The organism is Streptomyces sp. NPDC052299, from assembly GCF_040679335.1.
In the GTDB taxonomy this organism is placed as follows: Bacteria; Actinomycetota; Actinomycetes; order Streptomycetales; family Streptomycetaceae; genus Streptomyces.
The window spans coordinates 155,355-177,057 of sequence record NZ_JBFAUP010000013.1 but is presented as its reverse complement, the minus strand read 5'-3'; the positions used below and the strand labels follow the sequence as shown (position 1 = coordinate 177,057).

Annotated in this window: 23 protein-coding genes and 7 tRNA genes; 18 read left to right on the top strand and 12 right to left on the bottom strand. The window is 72.8% G+C overall.

The window, feature by feature from the left end; all coding sequences use genetic code 11:
* The first annotated feature begins 92 nt into the window (after positions 1-92).
* The 4 genes from AB0L33_RS22900 (at position 93) to AB0L33_RS22885 (ending at position 2,321) form a co-directional block, all read left to right on the top strand.
* A complete protein-coding gene (locus AB0L33_RS22900) occupies positions 93-353 on the top strand; it encodes a hypothetical protein (RefSeq protein WP_365684209.1) in 261 nt (86 codons plus the stop codon).
* A gap of 186 nt (positions 354-539) precedes the next feature.
* Positions 540-731, top strand: coding sequence for a hypothetical protein (locus tag AB0L33_RS22895; protein WP_365684207.1), 192 nt, complete (start codon positions 540-542; stop codon positions 729-731).
* Positions 732-1,014: 283 nt separating this feature from the next.
* On the top strand, positions 1,015-1,974 hold the full coding sequence (locus AB0L33_RS22890; RefSeq protein ID WP_365684205.1) for an aminoglycoside phosphotransferase family protein: 960 nt from the start codon (positions 1,015-1,017) through the stop codon (positions 1,972-1,974).
* A gap of 68 nt (positions 1,975-2,042) precedes the next feature.
* On the top strand, positions 2,043-2,321 hold the full coding sequence (locus tag AB0L33_RS22885) for a zf-TFIIB domain-containing protein (protein WP_365684203.1): 279 nt from the start codon (positions 2,043-2,045) through the stop codon (positions 2,319-2,321).
* Between the two features lie 50 nt (positions 2,322-2,371).
* On the opposite strand, the gene AB0L33_RS22880 is transcribed toward AB0L33_RS22885, so the two are convergent.
* The 5 genes from AB0L33_RS22880 to AB0L33_RS22860 all read right to left on the bottom strand — a co-directional run bounded on the left by AB0L33_RS22880 (position 2,372) and on the right by AB0L33_RS22860 (position 2,832).
* A tRNA-Val gene (locus tag AB0L33_RS22880) sits at positions 2,372-2,443 on the bottom strand.
* Between the two features lie 22 nt (positions 2,444-2,465).
* A tRNA-Val gene (locus tag AB0L33_RS22875) sits at positions 2,466-2,537 on the bottom strand.
* 37 nt (positions 2,538-2,574) lie between these two features.
* A tRNA-Val gene (locus tag AB0L33_RS22870) sits at positions 2,575-2,646 on the bottom strand.
* A gap of 1 nt (position 2,647) precedes the next feature.
* Positions 2,648-2,721 (bottom strand) — tRNA-Cys (locus tag AB0L33_RS22865).
* 38 nt (positions 2,722-2,759) lie between these two features.
* Positions 2,760-2,832: transfer RNA gene (locus AB0L33_RS22860), tRNA-Gly, on the bottom strand.
* Positions 2,833-2,995: 163 nt separating this feature from the next.
* Here AB0L33_RS22860 and AB0L33_RS22855 point away from each other — a divergent pair.
* The 3 genes from AB0L33_RS22855 (at position 2,996) to AB0L33_RS22845 (ending at position 5,754) form a co-directional block, all read left to right on the top strand.
* Entirely contained in the window at positions 2,996-4,033 is a 1,038-nt protein-coding gene (locus tag AB0L33_RS22855; RefSeq protein WP_365684328.1) for a chorismate-binding protein, read from the top strand.
* Positions 4,030-4,851 (top strand): aminodeoxychorismate lyase, encoded by an 822-nt coding sequence (locus tag AB0L33_RS22850; RefSeq protein WP_365684201.1) that lies wholly within the window; start codon positions 4,030-4,032, stop codon positions 4,849-4,851. The genes AB0L33_RS22855 and AB0L33_RS22850 overlap by 4 nt, the downstream gene beginning before the upstream one ends.
* A gap of 66 nt (positions 4,852-4,917) precedes the next feature.
* Entirely contained in the window at positions 4,918-5,754 is an 837-nt protein-coding gene (locus tag AB0L33_RS22845; protein ID WP_365684199.1) for a GNAT family N-acetyltransferase, read from the top strand.
* A 14-nt stretch (positions 5,755-5,768) separates the two neighbouring features.
* Here AB0L33_RS22845 and AB0L33_RS22840 read toward each other — a convergent pair whose 3' ends face one another.
* A complete protein-coding gene (locus AB0L33_RS22840; RefSeq protein ID WP_365684197.1) occupies positions 5,769-6,284 on the bottom strand; it encodes a DsbA family protein in 516 nt (171 codons plus the stop codon).
* Positions 6,285-6,441: 157 nt separating this feature from the next.
* Between AB0L33_RS22840 and AB0L33_RS22835 the strand changes: the two genes are divergently transcribed.
* The 3 genes from AB0L33_RS22835 (at position 6,442) to AB0L33_RS22825 (ending at position 8,424) form a co-directional block, all read left to right on the top strand.
* Entirely contained in the window at positions 6,442-6,903 is a 462-nt protein-coding gene (locus AB0L33_RS22835) for a hypothetical protein (protein WP_365684195.1), read from the top strand.
* Positions 6,904-7,141: 238 nt separating this feature from the next.
* A complete protein-coding gene (locus AB0L33_RS22830) occupies positions 7,142-8,113 on the top strand; it encodes an acetylxylan esterase (RefSeq protein WP_365684193.1) in 972 nt (323 codons plus the stop codon).
* 155 nt (positions 8,114-8,268) lie between these two features.
* On the top strand, positions 8,269-8,424 hold the full coding sequence (locus AB0L33_RS22825) for a hypothetical protein (protein WP_199879161.1): 156 nt from the start codon (positions 8,269-8,271) through the stop codon (positions 8,422-8,424).
* A gap of 4 nt (positions 8,425-8,428) precedes the next feature.
* Here AB0L33_RS22825 and AB0L33_RS22820 read toward each other — a convergent pair whose 3' ends face one another.
* Both AB0L33_RS22820 and AB0L33_RS22815 read right to left on the bottom strand, forming a co-directional pair.
* Complete coding sequence (locus tag AB0L33_RS22820; RefSeq protein ID WP_365684191.1) at positions 8,429-9,004, bottom strand: CGNR zinc finger domain-containing protein; 576 nt, start codon at positions 9,002-9,004, stop codon at positions 8,429-8,431.
* A 192-nt stretch (positions 9,005-9,196) separates the two neighbouring features.
* Complete coding sequence (locus tag AB0L33_RS22815) at positions 9,197-9,610, bottom strand: SsgA family sporulation/cell division regulator (RefSeq protein ID WP_003959770.1); 414 nt, start codon at positions 9,608-9,610, stop codon at positions 9,197-9,199.
* 190 nt (positions 9,611-9,800) lie between these two features.
* Here AB0L33_RS22815 and AB0L33_RS22810 point away from each other — a divergent pair, with 190 nt between their 5' ends.
* Both AB0L33_RS22810 and AB0L33_RS22805 read left to right on the top strand, forming a co-directional pair.
* Positions 9,801-10,292 (top strand): TIGR02611 family protein, encoded by a 492-nt coding sequence (locus AB0L33_RS22810; RefSeq protein ID WP_365684189.1) that lies wholly within the window; start codon positions 9,801-9,803, stop codon positions 10,290-10,292.
* A gap of 54 nt (positions 10,293-10,346) precedes the next feature.
* Positions 10,347-10,418 (top strand) — tRNA-Val (locus tag AB0L33_RS22805).
* A gap of 61 nt (positions 10,419-10,479) precedes the next feature.
* Here AB0L33_RS22805 and AB0L33_RS22800 read toward each other — a convergent pair.
* Positions 10,480-12,960 carry a hypothetical protein gene (locus AB0L33_RS22800; protein ID WP_365684187.1) on the bottom strand — a complete coding sequence of 827 codons (2,481 nt, stop codon included), beginning with the start codon at positions 12,958-12,960 and terminating at the stop codon, positions 10,480-10,482.
* 83 nt (positions 12,961-13,043) lie between these two features.
* On the opposite strand from AB0L33_RS22800, the gene AB0L33_RS22795 reads away from it, so the two are divergent.
* Together AB0L33_RS22795 and AB0L33_RS22790 are read left to right on the top strand one after the other, a co-directional pair.
* Entirely contained in the window at positions 13,044-13,490 is a 447-nt protein-coding gene (locus tag AB0L33_RS22795; protein WP_365684185.1) for an SRPBCC family protein, read from the top strand.
* Positions 13,491-13,529: 39 nt separating this feature from the next.
* Positions 13,530-13,601 (top strand) — tRNA-Val (locus AB0L33_RS22790).
* 76 nt (positions 13,602-13,677) lie between these two features.
* Here AB0L33_RS22790 and AB0L33_RS22785 read toward each other — a convergent pair.
* Positions 13,678-14,403: a 3'-5' exonuclease gene (locus AB0L33_RS22785; RefSeq protein WP_161210470.1), complete on the bottom strand. Its 726-nt coding sequence runs from the start codon at positions 14,401-14,403 to the stop codon at positions 13,678-13,680.
* A 189-nt stretch (positions 14,404-14,592) separates the two neighbouring features.
* On the opposite strand from AB0L33_RS22785, the gene AB0L33_RS22780 reads away from it, so the two are divergent.
* The 3 genes from AB0L33_RS22780 (at position 14,593) to thrS (ending at position 18,413) form a co-directional block, all read left to right on the top strand.
* On the top strand, positions 14,593-15,159 hold the full coding sequence (locus AB0L33_RS22780) for a DUF4365 domain-containing protein (protein ID WP_365684183.1): 567 nt from the start codon (positions 14,593-14,595) through the stop codon (positions 15,157-15,159).
* Positions 15,159-16,346, top strand: coding sequence for a hypothetical protein (locus AB0L33_RS22775; protein WP_365684181.1), 1,188 nt, complete (start codon positions 15,159-15,161; stop codon positions 16,344-16,346). Before AB0L33_RS22780 ends, AB0L33_RS22775 begins: the two co-directional genes overlap by 1 nt.
* 90 nt (positions 16,347-16,436) lie before the next feature.
* Entirely contained in the window at positions 16,437-18,413 is a 1,977-nt protein-coding gene (thrS, locus tag AB0L33_RS22770) for a threonine--tRNA ligase (protein ID WP_365684179.1), read from the top strand.
* Positions 18,414-18,513: 100 nt separating this feature from the next.
* Here thrS and AB0L33_RS22765 read toward each other — a convergent pair whose 3' ends face one another.
* Positions 18,514-19,185, bottom strand: a complete 672-nt coding sequence (locus tag AB0L33_RS22765; RefSeq protein WP_365684177.1) for a potassium channel family protein — start codon at positions 19,183-19,185, stop codon at positions 18,514-18,516.
* 66 nt (positions 19,186-19,251) lie between these two features.
* On the opposite strand from AB0L33_RS22765, the gene AB0L33_RS22760 reads away from it, so the two are divergent.
* Positions 19,252-19,812 carry an HIT domain-containing protein gene (locus tag AB0L33_RS22760; protein WP_365684176.1) on the top strand — a complete coding sequence of 187 codons (561 nt, stop codon included), beginning with the start codon at positions 19,252-19,254 and terminating at the stop codon, positions 19,810-19,812.
* Positions 19,813-19,893: 81 nt separating this feature from the next.
* On the opposite strand, the gene AB0L33_RS22755 is transcribed toward AB0L33_RS22760, so the two are convergent.
* Positions 19,894-21,564 carry a hypothetical protein gene (locus AB0L33_RS22755; RefSeq protein ID WP_365684174.1) on the bottom strand — a complete coding sequence of 557 codons (1,671 nt, stop codon included), beginning with the start codon at positions 21,562-21,564 and terminating at the stop codon, positions 19,894-19,896.
* Between the last annotated feature and the right edge of the window lie 139 nt (positions 21,565-21,703).

The window sequence follows — 21,703 nt, the reverse complement described above, 5'->3', positions numbered from 1 at the left end:
GGAGACTTGAGGAGTGGTCAGGGAGCCGCGGATCCAGGCTCCCCGGCCCGTGCGAGATCTCAAAGGTCCGTCGCAGAAGGGGGATTGGGTCAGTGAAGGGCGATCGAGTCGAGATAGTGGTGGACGCCGGGGACAGCACCCGGACCTACGAGGTGGTGGCCTCCCGGGCAGGCCGCCGGGTGGAGACCGCCGTCCGCCGGGGCGTGGTCGAAGTGAGTGAAGTCACCAGGAACGGGTCCGTGGTGCGCACGGCCCGCTTCATGGCGACCAGGGTCCTCGCCCTGGTCGAACAGCCGGTGCCCAGGGAGGACACCTCCGAACACCCCCTCCGGGAAGACCCCAACGCCGCGTAGCCCGGTCTCCACCCAGGGGAGTACGCCGGGCGAGCACGGCTCATCCTCCGGGAGGCCCGGGATTCGGTACGCGGGCATGACGCCGCCCGTCCCCCGGATCCCTAATGTTGAGTCCAAGCGGCGGGCGTCGCACTCGTCCCCCGAGGTCAAACGCCCGCCGCCCCACATCAGGTCAGGAGAGGAACCATGGCTGACACGGCGGCACGGACGGTGGTCCGCACGCGGACACGCGGCTCGTACGCCGAGTCCGGCCGACGCCACCCGCTGGTGGCGACGGCCATGGTCCTTCCCCTGGCGGCCCTGCTCGTCGTCGTCTTCGGCGGCTGGGAAGCAGTGGTCACACAGGCGTCGTCCGTGGGCGTGATGCTGGGGCGCTGAGCGGCGCCCCGGGTCCGGAAGAGCGGTCCGGACCGGGACATCCGGCCAACAACCCCGTGGGGACGGGGGTGCGGCGGACGGCAGCGTTTGTCCGGTCAGCTGGGGAGCTGACCGGACATCGCGCTGTCCGGGACCGGTTGCCTTCGCCCGCGTACGCCCCGCGACGGGTGCGCCCGACCCACGGAGCCGTCGCCCGCCACGACCGGGCACCGGCGCCCTCCCTCCGCGTACGCTCTGCCGGGGGCACGACCGCCCCAGCCGTTCCGCGCCACCGGGGGAGACCGTGACCACCGCACTCGTCCGCGCGCTGGGGGACCTCGCCCACGGGGCCGTCCACGCCCCCGGTGACTGTTCCTGCCCGCGCCCGTCCGTGCTCGCCGAACGCGACGACGGGATCGTCGTCCGCAGCGGCCCCGTCGTCGCCAAGGCGCACGCCGCCGACACGGACACGGCGGCCCTGGCCGCGCGGCTGCGCCTGGCGGCCGAGGCGGGGCGGGAAGGCATCCTGCTGGCGCCCCTGCCCATGGCGCACGGCGGCCGGCTCACCGAGCTGCACGGCCGCCCCGTCACCCTCTGGCCGCACGGCGAGCCCGTCGACCCCGGCGACCCGGACGCGGCGCCCTGGGAGGAGGCCGGCGCGCTCCTGGCCCGGCTGCACCGGACCGGGGCCCGGCGGCCGCTCCCCGCCATGCGCGGGCCCGTGAAAGCCGCGCTCGCCGTCGCCCGGATGCGCACCGCCCGCCCCGGCGACCCGGCCACCGGGCCCGTGCTCGCCGCCTGGGCCGGGCTGCCCGGCTGGGCGCGGGGCGAGGCACCGCCTCCGGCGGGCCGGGGGGCGTACCTCTGCCACGGCGACCTCCACCTGGGCCAGCTCGTACGCCACCCCGCCCCGCACGGCGCCTGGCTGCTCATCGACGTGGACGACGCCGGCCTCGGCGACCCCGCCTGGGACCTCGCGCGCCCCGCCGCCTGGTACGCGGCCGGGCTGCTCCCGCCGGACGTCTGGCTCCGCTTCCTGGACGCCTACCGGGCGGGCGGCGGCCCCGCCGTGCCCGCCGACGGCGACCCCTGGCCCGCCCTGGACGTGCCGGCCCGCGCGCTGACCGTACAGACCGCCGCCCTCGCCTGGGCCAAGTCGGCTGCGGAGGGCAGGACTCCGGATGAGGTGGAACAGGTGATGATCGACGCCTGTGCCCGAATTGCCTCGCTCCCGCCCGAGTTGGCGGCCGCAGCCACGTCGTAGGGTGGACCGACCGTCGGCGGGCACGCATTCCGGCGACGGCGAACCGACGGCGAGGAGTGAGCCCGAACATGCAGTGTCCCAAGTGCCACGCGCAGATGCACACGTACAACCGCAACGGCATCCAGATCGAGCAGTGCAGCGGCTGCCGGGGGATATTCCTGGACTACGGCGAGCTGGAGACGCTGACCCGCATCGAGTCCCAGTGGGCCCAGCAGGCCCCGCCGCCGGCCGCCCCGCCGCAGGCGTACCCCTCCGCCCCCGCGCCCGCCTGGGGTGCCCCGCACCACGGCGGCCACCACGGTCACTACCGGCAGAAGAGCTTCGGCCGGATGCTCTTCTCCTCCTGACCGGGCACGACGAAGCCCCGGTCGCCGAGACGACCGGGGCTTCGTGACAGTGCGCGATACTGGGATTGAACCAGTGACCTCTTCCGTGTCAGGGAAGCGCTCTCCCGCTGAGCTAATCGCGCAGGTGAACCTGCGTGTACTGCGTGCGCGATACTGGGATTGAACCAGTGACCTCTTCCGTGTCAGGGAAGCGCTCTCCCGCTGAGCTAATCGCGCGGGTGATCCTTGCGGACCGGTGATCCTTGCGGACCAGTGGACGATACTGGGATTGAACCAGTGACCTCTTCCGTGTCAGGGAAGCGCTCTCCCGCTGAGCTAATCGTCCTTGGAGGTGGAGACGGGATTTGAACCCGTGTAGACGGCTTTGCAGGCCGTTGCCTCGCCTCTCGGCCACTCCACCAGGGGCGGGAGTCCGGGAAGAATCCCCCGCCTTCTGCGAGCGGACGACCAGGTTCGAACTGGCGACCTCAACCTTGGCAAGGTTGCGCTCTACCAACTGAGCTACGTCCGCTTGTCTTTCCCGGTCCGCTTGCGCGTCCCGGCGACGTGTTGAACTCTAGCGGATTCCCGGGCCAGTACAAAAACGCGTTTGTGCAGCGTGCTGAGGTGCACTCGCCCCGGCGCGGGCCGACCTGCGCCGTCCTACACTCGCGAACGTGCACGACCTCGCTCCCATGGCCCGCTTCGGCGGCCTCGTCGCCTCCGGTCTGCGGGATGTGACCAGCGATCCCGCAGCCCTCGACTCGTCCGGCTTCTGGGCCGTCTGCGCGGGCTTCGAATCCTCCCTGACCTGCGCCCGCTTCGACACCGTGCGCCCCGCGCCCGTGCCCGCCCCGGTCCCCGGCGCCTGGCGCGGCCCGGGCGCCGGGGACTGGACCTCCTCGCTCGACCGGGCCGCGTACACCGAAGGCGTACGGCGCATCCGGGCGTACATCGCGACCGGCGAGGTCTACCAGGCCAACCTCTGCCGCGTGCTGACCGCGCCCCTGCCCGGCCCGGGCCCGGCCGACGTGGACGCCCTCACGGCGCTGCTGGCGCGCGGCAACCCCGCCCCGTACGCAGGAACGATTCGGCTCCCCGCGTACGGCGTCGAGATCGCCACCGCGTCGCCCGAGCTCTTCCTGCGCAGGGACGGCCGCACGATCGAGTCCGGACCCATCAAGGGCACCGGCCGCACCGAGGCCGACCTGCTGGAGAAGGACCACGCCGAGAACGTGATGATCGTGGATCTGGTCCGCAACGACCTGGGCCGGGTCTGCGCCACCGGATCGGTCACCGTCCCCGACCTCTGCGCCGTCGAGAAGCACCCCGGCCTCGTCCACCTCGTCTCCACCGTGCGCGGCCGCCTCGCCGAGGGCGTCGGCTGGCCCGAGATCCTCGCCGCAGCCTTCCCGCCCGGCTCGGTCACCGGCGCCCCCAAGTCCAGCGCGCTGCGGATCATCGGCGAACTGGAGACCGCCCCGCGCGGCCCGTACTGCGGTGGCATCGGCTGGGTGGACGCCGACCGGAGGACCGCCTCGCTCGCCGTCGGCATCAGGACCTTCTGGACCGACCGCACCGGGCCCGCACCCCTGCTGCGCTTCGGCACCGGGGCCGGCATCACCTGGGGCTCCGATCCGGAACGCGAATGGGACGAGACCGAACTCAAGGCGTCCAGGCTGCTCGCTGTAGCGTCGGGCGCATACGACGCAACCGGAAGGACCGCACCATGAGGATCTGGGTCAACGGCGAGCTGCGCCCCGCCGACGACGCCCGGGTGTCCGTGCTCGACCACGGGCTCACCGTCGGCGACGGCGTCTTCGAGACGCTCCGGGTCACCCACGGCCGCCCCTTCGCCCTCACCCGCCACCTCGACCGCCTGACCCGCTCCGCCCGGGGCCTCGGCCTCCCCGCCCCCGACCTGGACGAGGTGCGCCGCGCCTGCGCCGCCGTCGTGGAGGCCAACCCGGTCGGACTGGGCCGCCTGCGGATCACGTACACCGGCGGCATCTCGCCCCTCGGCTCCGACCGGGGTGACGCGGGCCCCGGCCTCGTCGTCGCCCTCGGCGAGGTGAGCCGCCGCCCCGACACCACGGCCGTCGTCACCGTGCCCTGGACCCGCAACGAGCGGGGCGCGCTCACCGGCCTCAAGACCACCTCGTACGCGGAGAACGTCGTCGCCCTGGCCCGCGCCCACGAGCGGGGCGCGTCCGAGGCGCTGTTCGCCAACACCGCCGGGCGGCTCTGCGAGGGCACCGGGTCCAATGTCTTCGTCGTCCTGGACGGGCAGCTCCACACCCCGCCCGTCGCCTCCGGCTGCCTGGCCGGCATCACCCGGGCGCTCACCGTGGAGTGGACCGGCGCGCAGGAGACCGACCTGCCGTTCGACGTCCTGGACCGGGCCGACGAGGTCTTCCTGACCTCCACCCTCCGTGACGTGCAGGCCGTCCACCGGGTCGACGGCCGGGAGCTGCCGGGCACACCGGGACCGGTGACCGCCAAGGCGATGCGGATCTTCGAGGAGCGCGCGGCCGACGACCTCGACCCGTGACCGGTCACCGGCCCGGCCGCGTAAATGCGGGTGACGGACAGCCGCGCAGGGGATAGAAACCACCTGATGACGACGACACTGCGGCCGGCCGGGCCGATCCAGTCAGGCGCCGACGGCGCACAGCGGCGCGCGTACGACGTGTGCGACAACGGGCGCCCCGTCGGCTCCGTCGCGCTCGCCGTGGAACCGGGCGCGGGCGGCGCGACGGGCCTGATCAGGGCCCTGCGGATCGACGAGGCCGTCCGCAGGCGCGGCCGGGGCACCATCGCCGCGCTGGCCTCCGAGGAGATCCTGCGCGGCTGGGGCTGCTCCCAGGTGTGTACGGAGGTGGCCGCCGGGGACACCGCGGGGCAGCGACTGGCCGCCGCGCTCGGCTACACGGAGCGCAGCCGCAACATGGTCAAGACGCTGCCCGACGAGCCCCCGGCCCTTCCCGACGGGCTCACCGCGGACCCGATGACGCCCGAGGAGTTCGCCGCCTGGGAGCGCGAGGCCATCGCCGCGTACACGGAGAGCCTGGTCAGCCGGGGCGTCCCGCGCGAGGCGGCGCCGGCCGCGGCCCGCGCCTCCCACGCCCGCCACCTCCCGGACGGCCTCGCCACCGAGGGGGCGCGGCTGGACCACCTGCGCCACGGGGGCGAGGTGGTCGGCCACGTCTGGGAGGCGCCGTTCGAGATGCACCCCGGCATGCGCATCGGCTACGTGTTCGACGTGGAGGTGGCACAGGCGTACCGTGGCCGCGGTTACGGGCGGGCCCTGATGCTCCAGGCCGAGCGGATCGCGCTGGCGGCGGGCGAGACACGGATCGGGCTGCACGTCGTCACGGCCAACACCCCGGCCCTGCGGCTCTACGAATCGCTCGGTTACGTGCCCACCCAGTACAACCTGGTCAAAACGCTGTAGGGGCGCCCGACCGTTCAGCTCTGCCCGGCCAGGAGCCGGTCGGCGATCTCCTCGATCCGCTCGCGCAACCCGTCCTGGCTCCTGCCCCCGTCCAGGCGCTCCCCGGCGATCACGTACGTCGGCGTGCCGGTCACGCCGATGGCCTTGCCCTCGGCCTGGTCCGCGTCCACGATCAGCATGTGCCGGCCGTCGATGAGCGCGGTGTCGAACTCCTCCGCGTCCAGGCCCAGCTCCCCGGCGACCTCGACCAGCAGCTTCTCGCCCCGGTCCCCGAGGTCTCCGGTGCGCGCGAGCACCGCCTCGACGTACGGCCAGCCGCTGCCCTGGGCCACGGCCTCCTCGGCGGCCTGCGCGGCGGCGTAGGCGTGCTTGTGCTTCTCCAGGGGGAAGTGCCGCAGCCGGATCTCCAGCCGGTCGCCGTACCGGGCCCGCAGGGCGTGCACATCGGCGAGGGCGTGGTGGCAGTCGGGGCACTGGAGCTCGCACCAGACGTCGAGGACGACCGGTGCGGCGGGGGTGGAATCGCTCATGGGGCCAGTCTCGCAGGGTGCACGGCAGGGCGGCCGCCCGGCACCTGGGGAGGAGCCCGGCCCTGAGATCTCCCTGATACGGACCCGGGGCATGGCCGCCCGTGCGGTGGCCGGTGCAGGATGGAAGGGACGTATCCCCCTGCGCCAGGAGGCACCGATGCTTGCCGAGACCATTTGTTCCGCGGTGTCCGCGGCGGGCCTGGGCATCGCGGCCGTCACCGCGTACCGCAAGCGGTTCCTCACTGCGACGAGGATCGCCGCCTACTCGCTGGTGCCGGTCGGCCTGGTGCTGACGGGGGTCGTGAAGTGGGTGGCGGACGTCCCCTTCAAGCCGAGCGTCTGGCTGGGCTTCGGCCTGCTGGGCGTGGCCTGGCTGCTGTTCATGGTCACGCGCGCGGTCGAACGCCGGGGCGGCGGCAGCCGCAAGGAGCGCCGGGCCGCCGCCCGGGCAGCCCGGGGCGAGGCCGTCGAGCCGGGCGCTTCGGCCCCCTCGCTCGGCGCGGGTTCCCCGCCGGAAGCCACGCGTGCGCGGGGCAGGCAGGGCAAGCAGTCCGCCTCGGCCGGGACCGGCGAGGACTTCAGCGACATCGAGGCCATCCTGAAGAAGCACGGCATCTGACACCGGAAGCCGCTCCGGCCCACGGGCCCCGCCGCACCACGCGGCGGGGCCCTCGCCGTCTCACCAGCTGAATCGTTTCGCCCGGGGCGTCCGGGAATTCCTTGACCCTGCCCGGCGGGTCCGCATAGCGTCCCGCTGGGCTGTGAACCCATGCGTTCGGAGCCCATGACACCGGGGGCGGGACGCGTGGACTGTGCGGCGGACGCCGCCCCCTCCGCGTGCCCGAAACGGAGAAGCGATGGCCCTGTTCGACCTGCCCCTGGACCAGCTGCGTGGCTACCGGCCCGATCCCGAGGAGCCGGAGGACTTCGACGCCTTCTGGCGGCTCACCCTGGACGAGGCCGCGGCCCACCCGCTGGACGCCGAGTTCGCGCCCTACGACGGAGCGCTGGCCGCCGTCGACTCGTACGACGTCTCGTTCGCCGGCTGGGGCGGGCACCGGATACGCGCCTGGCTGAACGTCCCCGCGGGCGCCGAGGGCCCCCTGCCGACCGTCGTGCACTACCTCGGCTACAGCGGCGGGCGCGGGCTGCCCCACGACCACCTGGTGTGGCCCTCGGCCGGCTGGGCCGCGCTGATCGTGGACACCCGGGGCCAGGGCGCGGTCAACCACCATTCGGCGGGCGCCACCCCGGACCCGTACGGCGCCGCCAATCCGCAGGCGCCCGGCTTCATGACCAACGGCATCCTCGACCCGGAGACGTACTACTACCGCCGGGTCTTCACGGACGCGGTGCGCGCCGTCGAGGTCGCCCGCAGCCACCCGGCCGTCGACCCCGCCCGCATCGTCGTGAACGGCGCGAGCCAGGGCGGCGGCATCTCCCAGGCCGTGGCGGCCCTCAGCCCGCACGTGAAGGCCGCGTTCGTGGACGTGCCGTTCCTGACGCACTTCCGGCGGGCCGTCGAGATCACCGACGAGGACCCGTACCAGGAGATCGTCCGCTTCCTCGCCACCCGGCACGGCGCGGAAGCCCAGGTGTTCCGCACCCTCTCGTACTTCGACGGCGTGAGCTTCGCCGCCCGCGCGACCGTACCCGCGCTCTACTCGGTCGCCCTGATGGACGCGATCTGCCCGCCCTCCACGGTCTTCGCCGCCTACAACCGCTGGGCCGGACCCAAGGAGATCGAGATCTACCCCTGGAACGGTCACGAGGGCGGCACCGGCGTCCAGCGCCAGGTCCAGCTGCGGAGGCTGCGCGAGCTGCGCTGAGCCGACGGGCTGGAAAAGCGGGAGCGGGGTTGGGAAATGTGCTGGACCATCGCACGCCGGAGCGATTAACGAGCCCCCCATGACGGGTGAACTCCCGTCATGAAGAGGCATGTTGGTACGGAGCACCCCCCGGACTGCGTCATGATCGTCCCGAAATGGTGGACACCTCTCGGGGCGACGCCCCCGCACCCCCTGGCGAAGAGCCGCGCGGCTGCCTCTTCGCGCTTTCCCAGCCCCCTCTGATGATCTTCCTCTCGGTCATCGGCACCCTGCTGCTGATGGCCGCGTTGCACGATCTCTTCCTGCTGTGAGCCGTCAGCCGGCCGCTTCCCGGCGGCGTGCCCGGTACGCGGCCACGTGCAGGCGGTTACCGCAGGTGCGGCTGGAGCAGTAGCGGCGGGAGCGGTTGCGCGAGAGGTCCACGAAGGCGTTCCGGCAGTCCGGCGCCTCGCACCGCCGCAGCCGCTCCGTCTCGCCCGCCACGATGATGAAGGCGAGGGCCATGCCGCAGTCGGCCGCCAGATGGTCGGCGAGTGAGGCGTCCGGCGAGAAGTAGTGCACATGCCAGTCGTAGCCGTCGTGGGCGGTGAGCTGCGGTGTGGTGCCCGCCTCGGCCACCAGGGCGTTGACCAGCCCGGCGGCGGTGTGCGCGTCCCCGGCGGCGAAGACCTCGGCGAACCGGGCGCGCACGTCGTGCACGGCCCTCAGGTCCCGCTCGTCGAGCACGCCGATCCCGCTCACGCGGTGGCGCGCGGCGAACGCGTGGAGTGCCGCGACGTCGGCGAGCCCGTCGGCCGGCGCCCCGCCCCCTTCCGGCTCGCTGTCCGGCGCGGTGTTCACCAGATCGACCACTAGGTCGAGGGCGATCCGGGTGTCGTGGGGGATCAGCACGCTTTCGCTCCCTGGCCTCCGGCGTGCGGGCGCCCGCCGATGCCGGACGACTCTACTGGCTCGGCCGCGACGCGGACCGGCGCCGGTCACCGCGGTGGATCCGCGGCACCGGCGCCGGTGTCAGCCGTATGAGGTTGTCCGCGCGACGCCGTCTCCCCGAGTCGGACGGCGTCGTGCAGCTCTCGGCCTGGCTCAGCTCTCGGCCAGGATGTGTGAGAGCTCCGTATCGAGGTCGAAGTGACGGTGTTCGGTGCCCGGTGGAACCGCGGCGTCGGTCCGCTTCAGGAACGACTCCAGGGCCCGTGCCGGGGCCTCGAGCAGTGCTTCGCCCTCTGGGGAGCTCAGCGCGATGCAGACGACGCCCTGACCGTGACTACGGGATGGCCAGACACGTACGTCTCCGGTGCCGGTGGGCCTGTGCAGCCCCTCGGCAAGGAGGTCGCGGGCGAAAACCCACTCGACCGTCTCCTCCGCTCCGGTGTGGAAGGTGGCGTGCACGGCATACGGATCGGCCGTGTCATACCGCAGGCCCGCGGGTACAGGCAGTGAGGACTCGCTCGACACAACGAGGCGCAGGTGCAGCTCGCAGCTGACCGTGGTGTTCATAAGCGCCAGGGCCTTTCGCTCAGTGTGCGCTCGGGGATTCGCACGTCGGCGAAATCGACATGCCACCTACGGTGGCGTTGTAAACCCCTCTGACCGTTTTGAGATGCTTCGGGTAGCTCGTACAGCGGTGTGTAACTTTGCGTCATGCGGCCATTCCAGTGAACGCGAGCCGGTCCGGTAGGTTGGATACATGAATGCGGAGAGTGACGAGCGGGACGGTGGCGCCGCGGCGCGGACACCGGCTCCCGCCGCGGGGGAAGCGCCCCGCGACGCGACGGGGGACGTCATACCGGGAGTGACCAAGGAGGATCCGGCGCTCGGCTCCAGAGCGCCCGGCTTCATCAAGGCGTCCCGGGCACTGCACATCAGCTGGCAGGTCGGCGTCTTCGTCGTCGGCCTCGCCGTCGTGGTGGCCGGCATCATCATGCTGCCGCTGCCCGGCCCCGGCTGGCTGGTGATCTTCGGCGGCATGGCGATCTGGGCGACCGAGTTCGTCTGGGCCCAGCTGGTGCTGCGCTGGACCCGGCGCAAGGTCACCGAGGCCGCCCAGCGGGCGCTCGACCCCAAGGTCCGCCGGCGCAACATCATCCTCACGGTGACGGGACTCGTGATCGTCGCGGCCCTCGTCGGGATCTACGTGTGGAAGTTCGGGATCGTCATGCCGTGGAAGATCCACGAGTGACCCCGAGGTGGTCATGGGGCGCCGCTGACATGGGGTAATGTTTGCCGTGCGCCCGGGCGATTAGCTCAGTGGGAGAGCGCTTCGTTCACACCGAAGAGGTCACTGGTTCGAACCCAGTATCGCCCACCCGGACCGAAGGCCCGGAAGCTCCAAGAGCTTCCGGGCCTTCGGCGTTCCCGCACTCACCTCACCGCATCCGCCCCAGCGCCTCCTTCAGCCGCCGGGCGTCCCGCAGCCGCTTCTCGTACGTCGCCCCCACCGCCAGCAGCAGCGCCCCGGCCAGTGCCGGCGCCACCCACCGCGGCAGCGCCCCCGCCACCTGCACCACGTACGGCGCCAGCTCGTGCAGCGCGTCCAGCGCCAGCACCGCGCCGCCCAGCACCAGCAGTGCCTGGAGCCGCAGTCGCGCCCCCGCCAGCGTGACCCCCAGGGCCGCCACGCCCAGCAGCAGCGGGCGCGTCCAGTCCGGGTCCGTCCAGGCCGCGCCCAGCGACGGAACCAGCGTCACCGCCAGCCCCGCCCCGTACGCCGCCCACGACGAGGCCGACGGATCGCGGCGCCGGCGCAGCACCCCGACCACCAGCGCCGGGACGGTCACCGGCAGGGTGTACGCCTCCGGGGCCGACACCCCCGACACCGCGAGCCGCACCCACGCCGCCGCCACGAACAGCACCGTCGCCAGGTACCCCGCGAACGGACGCCGTTCCGGACGCAGCGCGGTCCCCGCCGCGAGCACCCCGCACACCGCCAGCACCAGCGCCAGGAACCGCGCGTCGCCCACCGCCATGGCGACCGCCACCGCAGCCGCTGCCGCGCCGGTCACCTCGACCGGCACCGCCACCGGGTGGCCCTTCAGCCGCGCCCCCACCAGCACCGTCACCGCCGGCACCACCAGCACCGGCACGGCCGCCTCGTACACCGCGAAGCCCAGCGAGGACCCCAGCGCGGCCACCGGCACCACGGCGCACACCACCGCCGCACAGGCCGCCGCCGACACCACCACCGGCGAGGCGCCCTCCTGCCGGTCCAGGGCCACCGAGAGCGCCACGAACACCGCCACCAGCAGACCGAACGCCGTGTACGTGGCCGACTCGGCCGCCAGCGACAGCAGCCCGGCGCCCACCGCACCGGCCACCCCGACCGCACCCGCGGTCACCGCCACACCCCCCGCCCCGGCCCGCAGCCCGGCCACCACCAGGCCGAACGCCGCCACGGCCAGGACCAGCTGCCCCGCGAGGGCCGCCGCGAAGGACAGGTCCAGCGCGGCCGGAAGCACCATCAGCCCCGCCCAGCCCAGCGCCACCGCCGCCGACCCCGCCGCACCCCGCCACGCGGGCCCGGGCGCCGGCATCTGCCCGGCCCACCGGAGCAGCCCCTCCCACCAGCGGCACACGGCGCCGAGCGCCACGGCCACCAGCAGCAGCACCACCGGGGCGGACGCCATCCCGTCCCACGGCAGGTCCCTCGCACCCACCGCACCCCGGGCCCCGCCGCGCGGCGCACCGGACCACACCGCGCCCAGCCGCGTCACCGGGCCCGCCGCCACCACCGTCACCGGCACCAGCGACACCAGCACCGCGCCGGCCGCCACGACCGCCGACGACCAGGCGAGCCCCCGGACCACCGCGACGCCCAGCGGAGCACGTACGGAGAACAGCAGTGCCCCGGCACCCAGCAGGTACGCCACCACCGGCCAGCCTTCCGGCACCGCGGCCGCGAGCACCCCGCCCACCGCCGCCACGGCCGCGAGACCAGCCGCCACACCGCCCGCCGTCGCGAGCGCGACCGGAGCGCTGCGCGCCCCCGCCAGGGCGAGCACCGCACCGGCCAGCAGCAGCGCTCCCGGAGCCACCGCACCGACGGGCCCGGCCGCCGTCAGCGACTCCACCAGCGCCACCAGCAGCCCGGCCCCGCCCGTCGCGCACAGGGCGACGCACGCCACGACCCGCACCGACGCCCGCCCGGCCCTCAGCGCCACCGCGCCGTCCAGTGCGGCCGTCACCAGCAGGGCCCCCGAGAACCACAGCGGCCCTCCGTCCGCAGCCCACACCCACAACACCAGCGGCAGCTGCGCGGAGACGACCGCCAGCGGCAGCGGCAGCCGCAGCCCGCCCAGGAGCAGCCCGTAGGCCGTCCACAGCAGGGCGAGCACCGCCGCCGCCGTCCCCGCGTACGCCGCGCCGTCCGCGTCCGGCACCGCCACCGCGTACACCGCGTACGCGTCCAGCACCATCAGCACCGACGCCACCGCCACCAGCGCCTCCGCCGTCGCCGCCAGGCCCCGGCGCAGCAGCGTCGCCGGAGCGGCCAGCGCCCCGGCCGTCACCGCGGTCAGCACCGCGCTGCGCCCGCCGATGCCCATGTCTCCCCAGCTGACCAGGGTGAACGCGAGGGCCGCGACCGCGAGGAGCAGCCCGCCGAGGACCAGCAGCACGTTCTGCACGCTGCGTTCGGGAGCCGGACGCGCCGGGGCGAACCCCCCGGGCCCCGGGCCCCAGGGCGCGACCGGCCCCCGGGGCGGCCCCCAGGGGGCGGTGGGTCCGGGGGCTTCCAGCGCCCGCAGCAGCCAGGCGCGGCGGGTCAGCAGCTGGGCCCGGCGGGCGTCCAGCCGGGCCAGTTCACGATCGAGGAGCGCCAATTCCTCGGCGGGCGGCGGCACATGTTCCATGGACGCGAGTGTGCTGCGCGCCACGTGGCCGAACATGCGTCCGCGTACTCAGATGGCCGCCTGAGTACGCGCATCCTGGGTAAATGAACTGGAACCACTACCGATTCGTCAGCGTGTGGGAGTTCCGGGCGCCGCCCGACGCCGTCTATGCCGAGCTCGAACGCGTCGAGGACTATCCGCGGTGGTGGCCGCAGGTCCGCGAGGCCACCCGGTCCGGCCGCGACACGGGCACCACCCGCATCCGCTCCCTCCTCCCGTACGACCTCGTCACGACCGTGCGCGAACGCCTCCGCGACCCGGCGCGCGGCGTCCTCGAAGCCGCGCTCGGCGGCGATCTCGACGGCTGGGTGCGGTGGACGGTCGTCCCCCACGGCTCCTGCACCCGCGTCGTCTACGAGCAGGAGGTCGAGGTGCGCCGGAGGCTGCTGCGGGTCCTCGCGGTGCCCTGCCGGCCGGTCTTCCGCGCCAACCACGCCCTGATGATGCGGGCCGGGCGGCGCGGACTCGCGGCCCGGCTGGAAGCGGTTTGAACCGTGGCGGTCCTGCCCTGTATGGTTCAACCCGTTCCCGGGCGATTAGCTCAGTGGGAGAGCGCTTCGTTCACACCGAAGAGGTCACTGGTTCGAACCCAGTATCGCCCACCCCGGAGAGGCCGGTCCGTCAGCGTCATCGACGGACCGGCCTCCGCATGTCCGGACCCCTCTCGGCCGCCCGGGCTCACGCCGCCGTGCGCAGCTCCGGGCGCAGCGGCCAGGCCGGATCCACCGTCTCCGGCGTCCCGCTCCGCGCGAACCACGCCTGGAGCCCCCGTGCCTGGGCGGCGTGCCACACCGCCTGGAGCGTGTGCAGCTCCGCCGGGGTCAGCCGTTCGAGCCGCGCCGAGAAGCGCCGCCCCACCGCCCGGACCAGCTCCAGCGAGGCCGCCGCGTCCGCCGCCGCGTCGTGCGCCCCGTCCAGCAGCACGCCGTACAGCTCGCAGAGGTCCGTGAGCGTGCGCCGGCCCTTGCGGTAGCGGTCCAGGTGCTTGTCCAGCACCCGGGGGTCCAGCACGCACAGCGGCGACCGCTCCAGATAGGCCCCCAGCGACGACGCCCGGTGCCGCTTCAACTCCCGGTCCAGCAGCGTCAGATCGAACGGCGCGTTCATCACGACGAGCGGCCGCCCCGCCGCGCACTGCTCGGCCAGCGCCCGCGCCATCTCCTCCACCGCCGGCGCCGGCCAGCGGCCATTGCGCTGGAGGTGGTCGTCGGTCAGCCCGTGGATCTCCGTCGCCCCCGGGGGGACCGGCACCCCCGGATTCACCAGCCAGCGGGTGACGCGCACCGGGCCGTCCGACCGGTCCTGGATCACCAGGGCGGCCGAGACGATCCGGTCCTCCTCGACGTCCACACCCGTCGTCTCCGTGTCGAAAGCGGCCAGTGGCCCCTCGTACCAATGAGTCATCCCCGAACTCCTCGCGCGCGCACGGCAGATGGCGGGATTCCTCTGCCCGGTGCGGTGATACCCGCACCCTTTGCCTGATACGCCGTTTGCGCACGGTCCCGTGCGGTGACAACACAAGTACCGGCAGCGGAAGTTGACCGCCCGGCACCTCTCATCCCCATCGGTACGGCCCGGAAGGCTTACGGAGCCATGGCGCTCGCGCAGCCCGAACCGAGCGGGCTGCTGCCCCAGCGGACCGCACCGCTGCGCGGCGGACTCGCCACCACCGCCTGCATGGAGACCCTCCAGGTGGGCTACCTCCACGCCGTCGCCGCGGCGGCGGGCTGCTCGCTGTCGCAGCCCTTCCCCGACAACGGCATCGACTGGCACGTCAGCCACGGTTCCCCCGGCCATCTCGTGGACGACGAGGTGACCGTCAAGGTCCAGCTGAAGTGCACCTACCAGATACCGCCCCGGCCGCCCGGCCGGACCTTCGCCTTCACGCTGGACAACGCCCACCTGGTGAAGCTCGCCAGGACGCCCGTGTCGGTGCACAAGATCCTGGTCGTGATGCTCGTGCCGCGCAGCCAGGACGACTGGCTGCGGGCCGGCCCCGACAGCCTCGACCTGCGGCACTGCTGTTACTGGACCAACCTGGCCGGCCACCCCGTGACCGGTCGCCACCGGACCACCGTGCGGCTCCTGACCTCGCGCGTCTTCGACGACCGGGCGCTCTGCGAGATCATGACCCGCGTCGGGGCGGGAGGGAGACCCTGATGCACGAGCCCGTACACGTCCACGGCGAGGCCGCCCCGCCCCCCTGGGGCCTGCCCGACCCCGCCCGTGTCGACCCCGCCGTCCTCGGCGCCCTGCTCGCCCGGCACGGCTGGCGGCGGCGCGGGCCGGGCACCGGCCCCTACAGCCGCTGGACCCCGCCCGGCGGTACCACCAGCCTGCTGGTGCCCCGGACCAGGACCTTCCCCGACAGCGAGGACCTGCTCGCCGAGGCCCTGACCGCGCTCGCCCGCAGCGCCGCCCCCTCCGCCCGCGAGATCCTGGTCGCCCTCGCCGTCCCCAGCGACGAGATCCGCTGGCACCGCGAGGTCCCCGAACCCGCCGCCGGGGCCGCCGACTGGCTCGGCGCGGAGCAACTGCACGGCGCCGCACGCCAGATCCTGCTGGCGGGCGCGCTCGCGGTCCGGGGCACGGCCGGCTACCACGGCGCCCGCCGCCGCAGCCGCGCCCTGACCGCCCTCGGCCCCGTACTCACCGGCCCCGGCCCCGGCGGCCGGTCCCTCACCGCCTTCGTCCCGGTCGACCCGGGCCGCCCCGTCGCCGTCCGGCTCCACCACGCCCTGCACGCCACCCGCGAGGCGGTGGACTACCAGCGGGCCACCGGCGGCATGGAAGCCTTCGACAACGCCGTCGCGGCGGGCGTCAGCCGGGAGCTCACCGAGGCGGTCGTCGCCCTCGTCCGGGGCTCGGAGGGCGCCGCCGTCGCACTGGACTGGGCGCCCGCCGCCGGAACGCCCCCCGGCTGCCCGGCCCGCCCCGAACCCGTCGAGTTCACCCCGGGCGACCTGCCCGCGCTGCGCCGGGCCGGGGCCCGCTACCTCCGCGACGAGCCCGCCGTCACCGTACGGATCACCGGGGCGGTCGTCCGGCTGCGGCGGTCCGGGCCGCGCGGGGCCGGGATCGTACGGCTGCGGGTGCTGGCCGGGGCCGAGGTGCCGCACGTCCGGATCGAGCTGGACGAGGAGGCGTACCGGATCGCGGGCCAGGCCCATCTGGTCGGGCTGCCGGTCCGGGTGGAGGGGCGGCTGGAGAGCCGGGGCGGCTTCCGGCGGCTGACCGGCGCCTCGCAGGTCGTTCCCGTACAGGTGGACGACGAGGAGCGGGACCGGCTGATGAAGTCGCTCCAGGAGAACGTGGACTTCTTCGAGGAGGCGTGCGCGGGGGACTAGGGCCTTTCGCACTGGGGGCCCTCGGCTCGGTACGATTCCTTCTGCACGCGCCAGAGGAGTGCGGTGCGCCCCCTGAGTCAGGAGAGACCGGTGTCAGACGTCCGTGTGACCATCCAACGCGATTCCGAGCGGGAAGAGCGCGTGGTGACGACGGGCACTACGGCAGCCGAGCTCTTCCCCGGCGAGCGCACCGTCGTCGCCGCCCGCGTCGGCGGCGAGCTGAAGGACCTGGCGTACGAGCTCAAGGACGGGGAGACCGTCGAGCCCGTCGAGATCTCCTCCGAGGACGGCCTCAACATCCTGCGCCACTCCACCGCGCACGTGATGGCCCAGGCCGTGCAGGAGCTGCACCCCGAGGCCAAGCTCGGCATCGGCCCGCCGGTCAAGGACGGCTTCTACTACGACTTCGACGTCGAGAAGCCGTTCACGCCCGAGGACCTCAAGGCCATCGAGAAGAAGATGCAGGAGATCCAGAAGCGGGGCCAGAAGTTCTCCCGCCGGGTCGTGACGGACGAGGCCGCCCGCGAGGAGCTGGCCGACGAGCCGTACAAGCTGGAGCTCATCGGCATCAAGGGCTCCGCCTCCTCGGACGACGGCGCTGACGTCGAGGTGGGCGGTGGCGAGCTGACCATCTACGACAACCTCGACCCGAAGACCGGCGAGCTGTGCTGGCGGGACCTCTGCCGGGGTCCGCACCTGCCGACCACCCGGTTCATCCCGGCGTTCAAGCTGATGCGGAACGCCGCCGCGTACTGGCGGGGCAGCGAGCGCAACCCGATGCTCCAGCGCATCTACGGCACCGCCTGGCCGACCAAGGACGAGCTGAAGGCGCACCTGGAGTTCCTGGAGGAGGCCGCCAAGCGCGACCACCGCCGCCTGGGCGCCGAGCTGGACCTCTTCTCCTTCCCGGACGAGATCGGCCCCGGCCTCGCCGTCTTCCACCCCAAGGGCGGCGTCATCCGCCGGGCCATGGAGGACTACTCGCGCCGCCGCCACGAGGAGGAGGGCTACGAGTTCGTCTACTCGCCGCACGCCACCAAGGGCAAGCTCTTCGAGAAGTCCGGCCACCTGGACTGGTACGCCGACGGCATGTACCCGCCCATGCAGCTCGACGACGGGGTGGACTACTACCTCAAGCCGATGAACTGCCCGATGCACAACCTGATCTTCGACGCGCGCGGCCGTTCGTACCGTGAACTGCCCCTGCGGCTCTTCGAGTTCGGCACGGTGTACCGGTACGAGAAGTCGGGCGTCGTGCACGGCCTGACCCGCTCGCGCGGCTTCACGCAGGACGACGCGCACATCTACTGCACCCGTGAGCAGATGGCGGAGGAGCTGGACCGGACGCTCACCTTCGTCCTGAACCTGCTCCGTGACTACGGGCTCACCGACTTCTACCTGGAGCTCTCCACCAAGGACGAGACCAAGTTCGTCGGCTCCGACGAGACCTGGGAAGAGGCCACCGAGACGCTGCGCCAGGTCGCCGAGAAGCAGGGCCTGCCCCTGGTCCCGGACCCGGGCGGGGCCGCGTTCTACGGCCCGAAGATCTCGGTGCAGGCGCGGGACGCCATCGGCCGGACCTGGCAGATGTCGACCATCCAGCTCGACTTCAACCTGCCGGAGCGGTTCGACCTGGAGTACACCGGTCCGGACGGCTCCAAGCAGCGCCCGGTCATGATCCACCGCGCCCTGTTCGGCTCCATCGAGCGCTTCTTCGCGGTGCTCCTTGAGCACTACGCGGGTGCGTTCCCGGTCTGGCTGGCCCCGGTCCAGGCGGTCGGCATCCCGATCGGCGACACGCACATCCCGTACCTCCAGGAGTTCGCGGCGGAGGCCCGGAAGAAGGGCCTGCGCGTCGACGTGGACGCGTCGTCGGACCGGATGCAGAAGAAGATCCGCAACCACCAGAAGGCCAAGGTGCCGTTCATGATCATCGTCGGCGACGACGACATGAACGCGGGCACGGTGTCGTTCCGGTACCGCGACGGGTCGCAGGAGAACGGCATCGCCCGTGACGAAGCGATCGCCAAGCTCGTTGACGTGGTGGAGCGTCGCGTTCAGGTGTGATGCGTTCCCTGCGCGAGCGGGGGTGACCCGGACCTGTGCCGTGGGCCGCACCTGCCGACGACCTGCTCCCCGCGCAAGCGGGGATGAGCCCCCGGCCGAGCTACGCGCTCGCCGGGGGCTCCTTCTCGTCCTCCCTGCGGAACACCTGGATCAGCCACGACGAGAACGCGCCCGTCACCGCCCCCAGCAGCGCCAGGCCGCACGCCATCAGGCCCGCCGCGATGATCCGGCCCCCCGCCGTCACCGGCACGGCATCCCCGTAACCCACCGTCGTCAGCGTCGCGCACGCCCACCAGACCGCGTCCCCGAAGGTGCGGATCGAGGCGCCCGGGGCGTCGTGCTCCCAGTGGTACACGCTGAGGGCCGCCGAGAAGCCCAGGAGCACGGCGGTCATCCCGGCGTACGAGATCACTCGCGCGTACAGGCCGAGGCGGGGGCGGTCCCGCTTCTCCTGGACCGCGGTGTAGACCTGCACCATGCGCAGCGGGCGCAGCAGCGGCAGGGCCAGGACGAGGGTGTCGAGCCAGCGGACGCGGACGAAGCGGAGGCCGAGGCCGCTGAGGCGCAGGCGCACCGCGTAGTCGAGGACGAACAGCAGCCAGGTCGCGCCGACGAGGGCGAGGGAGATGTCGTGCCAGGGCTGGGCGTCGTACGGGGCGAGGACGCGGAACGCGTAGCCGGCGAGGAAGACCAGGGCGGCCGCGAGGAGCGGGACCTCGGTGCGCCGCTCCCAGTGGGTGAGGGCGGGAGGGGGCGGGGTGCGCGCGCTCATCGGCCCAGCATCGCGGTGCGTGTGCGGGATCGGCCCCGGCGACACGCTCCGCACAGGTGAAGCAATATGCTGGCCGGCATGACGAGTGAGCCGGAACAGCAGATCGGAGTGGGGACGCCCGACGCGTTCCAGCGCCTGTGGACGCCCCACCGGATGGCGTACATCCAGGGCGAGAACAAGCCGACCGGCCCGGAGGCGGGGGACGGCTGTCCGTTCTGCGGGATTCCGGAGAAGTCGGACGAGGACGGGCTCGTCGTCGCGCGCGGTGCGAAGGTGTACGCCGTGCTGAATCTGTACCCGTACAACGGCGGGCACCTGATGGTGGTGCCGTACCGGCATGTCGCGGACTACACGGAGCTGGACGGTCCGGAGACGGCGGAGCTCGCCGATTTCACGAAGCGGGCGATGACCGCGCTGCGGGCGGCCTCGGGTGCGCACGGTTTCAACATCGGGATGAACCAGGGTGCGGTGGCGGGGGCGGGCATCGCCGCGCATCTGCACCAGCATCTGGTGCCCCGGTGGGGCGGTGACGCCAATTTCATGCCGGTGGTGGGGCACACCCGGGTGCTGCCGCAGCTGCTGGCGGACACGCGGAAGATGCTGGCGGACGCCTGGCCGGCCGCTTGACCCTCCTGGTCTCCTTCTCCTTGCTCGCCGTGCGGGGCGCTCCGGTCTTCTTCCGGGGCGCCCCGTCGCGTACGCGGGTGGTTACGCGTCGTAGAGGTCGGCCTTGCCGGGCGTCGGGGCCTGCACGAGGCCGCTGAGGACCGACGAGCGCGAGTCGAAGCGCTCGGTGTCCACGCCGTGCTCCTCCAGGACCTTGATGGCGGCGTTGTGGACGACGCGCAGGACGGGGGTGGCGGCGCGCATGGCGTCGTCGGCCATGAAGCGGTGGCGCCAGGGCTTCTCGGCCCAGGCGTGGCGGAGGCCGAAGGGCTCGGGCAGGGCGATCTTGCCGCCGAGGTAGTCCAGGAGCGGCGGATACCAGGTGAAGGGGGCGCGCAGGGCGAGGCGGGTGACCTCGTGGGCGTCGACCAGGGCGAGGGTGATGTCGCGGGTCTCCCAGAACCGGACGGTCTTGTTGACGGTCCGGGTCTTCGCGGCGGGCTTGGTGGTGAAGAGGGAGTGGACGGGTCCGAGGGCGTGTCCGGTGACCTCGATGCGCAGGGTCTCGTAGAGGACGGTGACGGTGATCATCATGGTGATGACGAGCTGGCCGTCCCAGAGGGTGAACTGGACGCCGAGGTAGTGGCGGTTGCCGCCGCCGAACTGCTGGTGGTTGCAGATCCGCTGTATCTCGTGGGGCTTGATCTGGTAGGTGGCGACGTCCTCGCCCTGGGGGCGGGTGACGCTGTCCGCGTTCTCTCCGATGGGGGTGACGATCCAGTGGTTGACGGAGGGGGTGGGGAATCCGCCGGTGTTCAGCGGGCCGCGTTCCAGCAGCTTGAGCTGGTCGTGGATGACGCGGATGACGTCCCAGCTGCGGAACTGGTGGATCTCCTTGCCCGGTTCCTTGGGGACGAGGTCTTCGGCGAGCTGCCAGCTGCCCCAGCGGGTGCCCATGCCGAGGATGCCCTTGGGGCCCGCGTAGAAGACGGAGTTCGACTGCTGTTCGGCGGAGAGCTTCTCCAGGCCCTGGCGCAGGGCCTCGCGGGCGGTCTCGCTGGGGTTCTTCGGGACGGACTCGGGGATCTTGGCGGTGACGCCGCCGCCGGAGAGCAGGCCCTCCCAGCGGGCGCGCATGTCCTGGGCGGACCTCTCGGCGATCCGTTTGGCGATGTACCAGCCGATGACCGGGGCGACGAGCATCGCGCGCAGGTAGAGGGCGAGGAGTCCGGTCAGGGGCAGTCGGATCATCAGGATGACGACGCCGATGCCGACGAGGGGCAGCAGGCTGTTGCCGAGGGTGGTGAGGAGCCTGTCCTTGGTCTTGGCGAAGCCGTCGCGGAGCCGGAAGGCGATGATCCACAGCAGCATGCCCGGCAGGAACAGGAAGCCGAACAGCACGGTGACAGCGGTGAGCCGGGTGTCGCGTTGCTTGCGGAGGCTGTTCGCGGAGAGGCAGTGCTCGACCACGGTCTGCGGGTCGGTGCCGAAGGACTGGATGAGGTCCTTGCGGGCGCCGCCGAGCATGCGCTCCTGTACGGCGCGGGCGAACGCCTCGCCGAGGTTGGGCTTGAAGTAGTCGGACTTGAGGAAGCCGGAACGGCCCGCCTTCACCTCGGACTTGTGCCACTCGCTGTTGGCTTTGAGGATCTCCTCCACCGGGCTGTCGCGGTACGCGGCGGAGGCGAGGGCGTTGGTCGCCACCGCTGCGCCTGCCGATCCCTGGAGCGGAATCTGCGCTCCGGGTGAGAAATCGAATCCGTTGCTGGCCACTGTCGCCCCCACTCGCCACCGAGGAACCGCTCCTGCGGCTGTTTCCCAACTGCCGTGCCCGGCACACTTTCTGAGCTGGGGTCTCAGCGTATCGTCCGGATACGTCCGCCGTCCGGCCCTGTGGACAACGTTCGGGGGG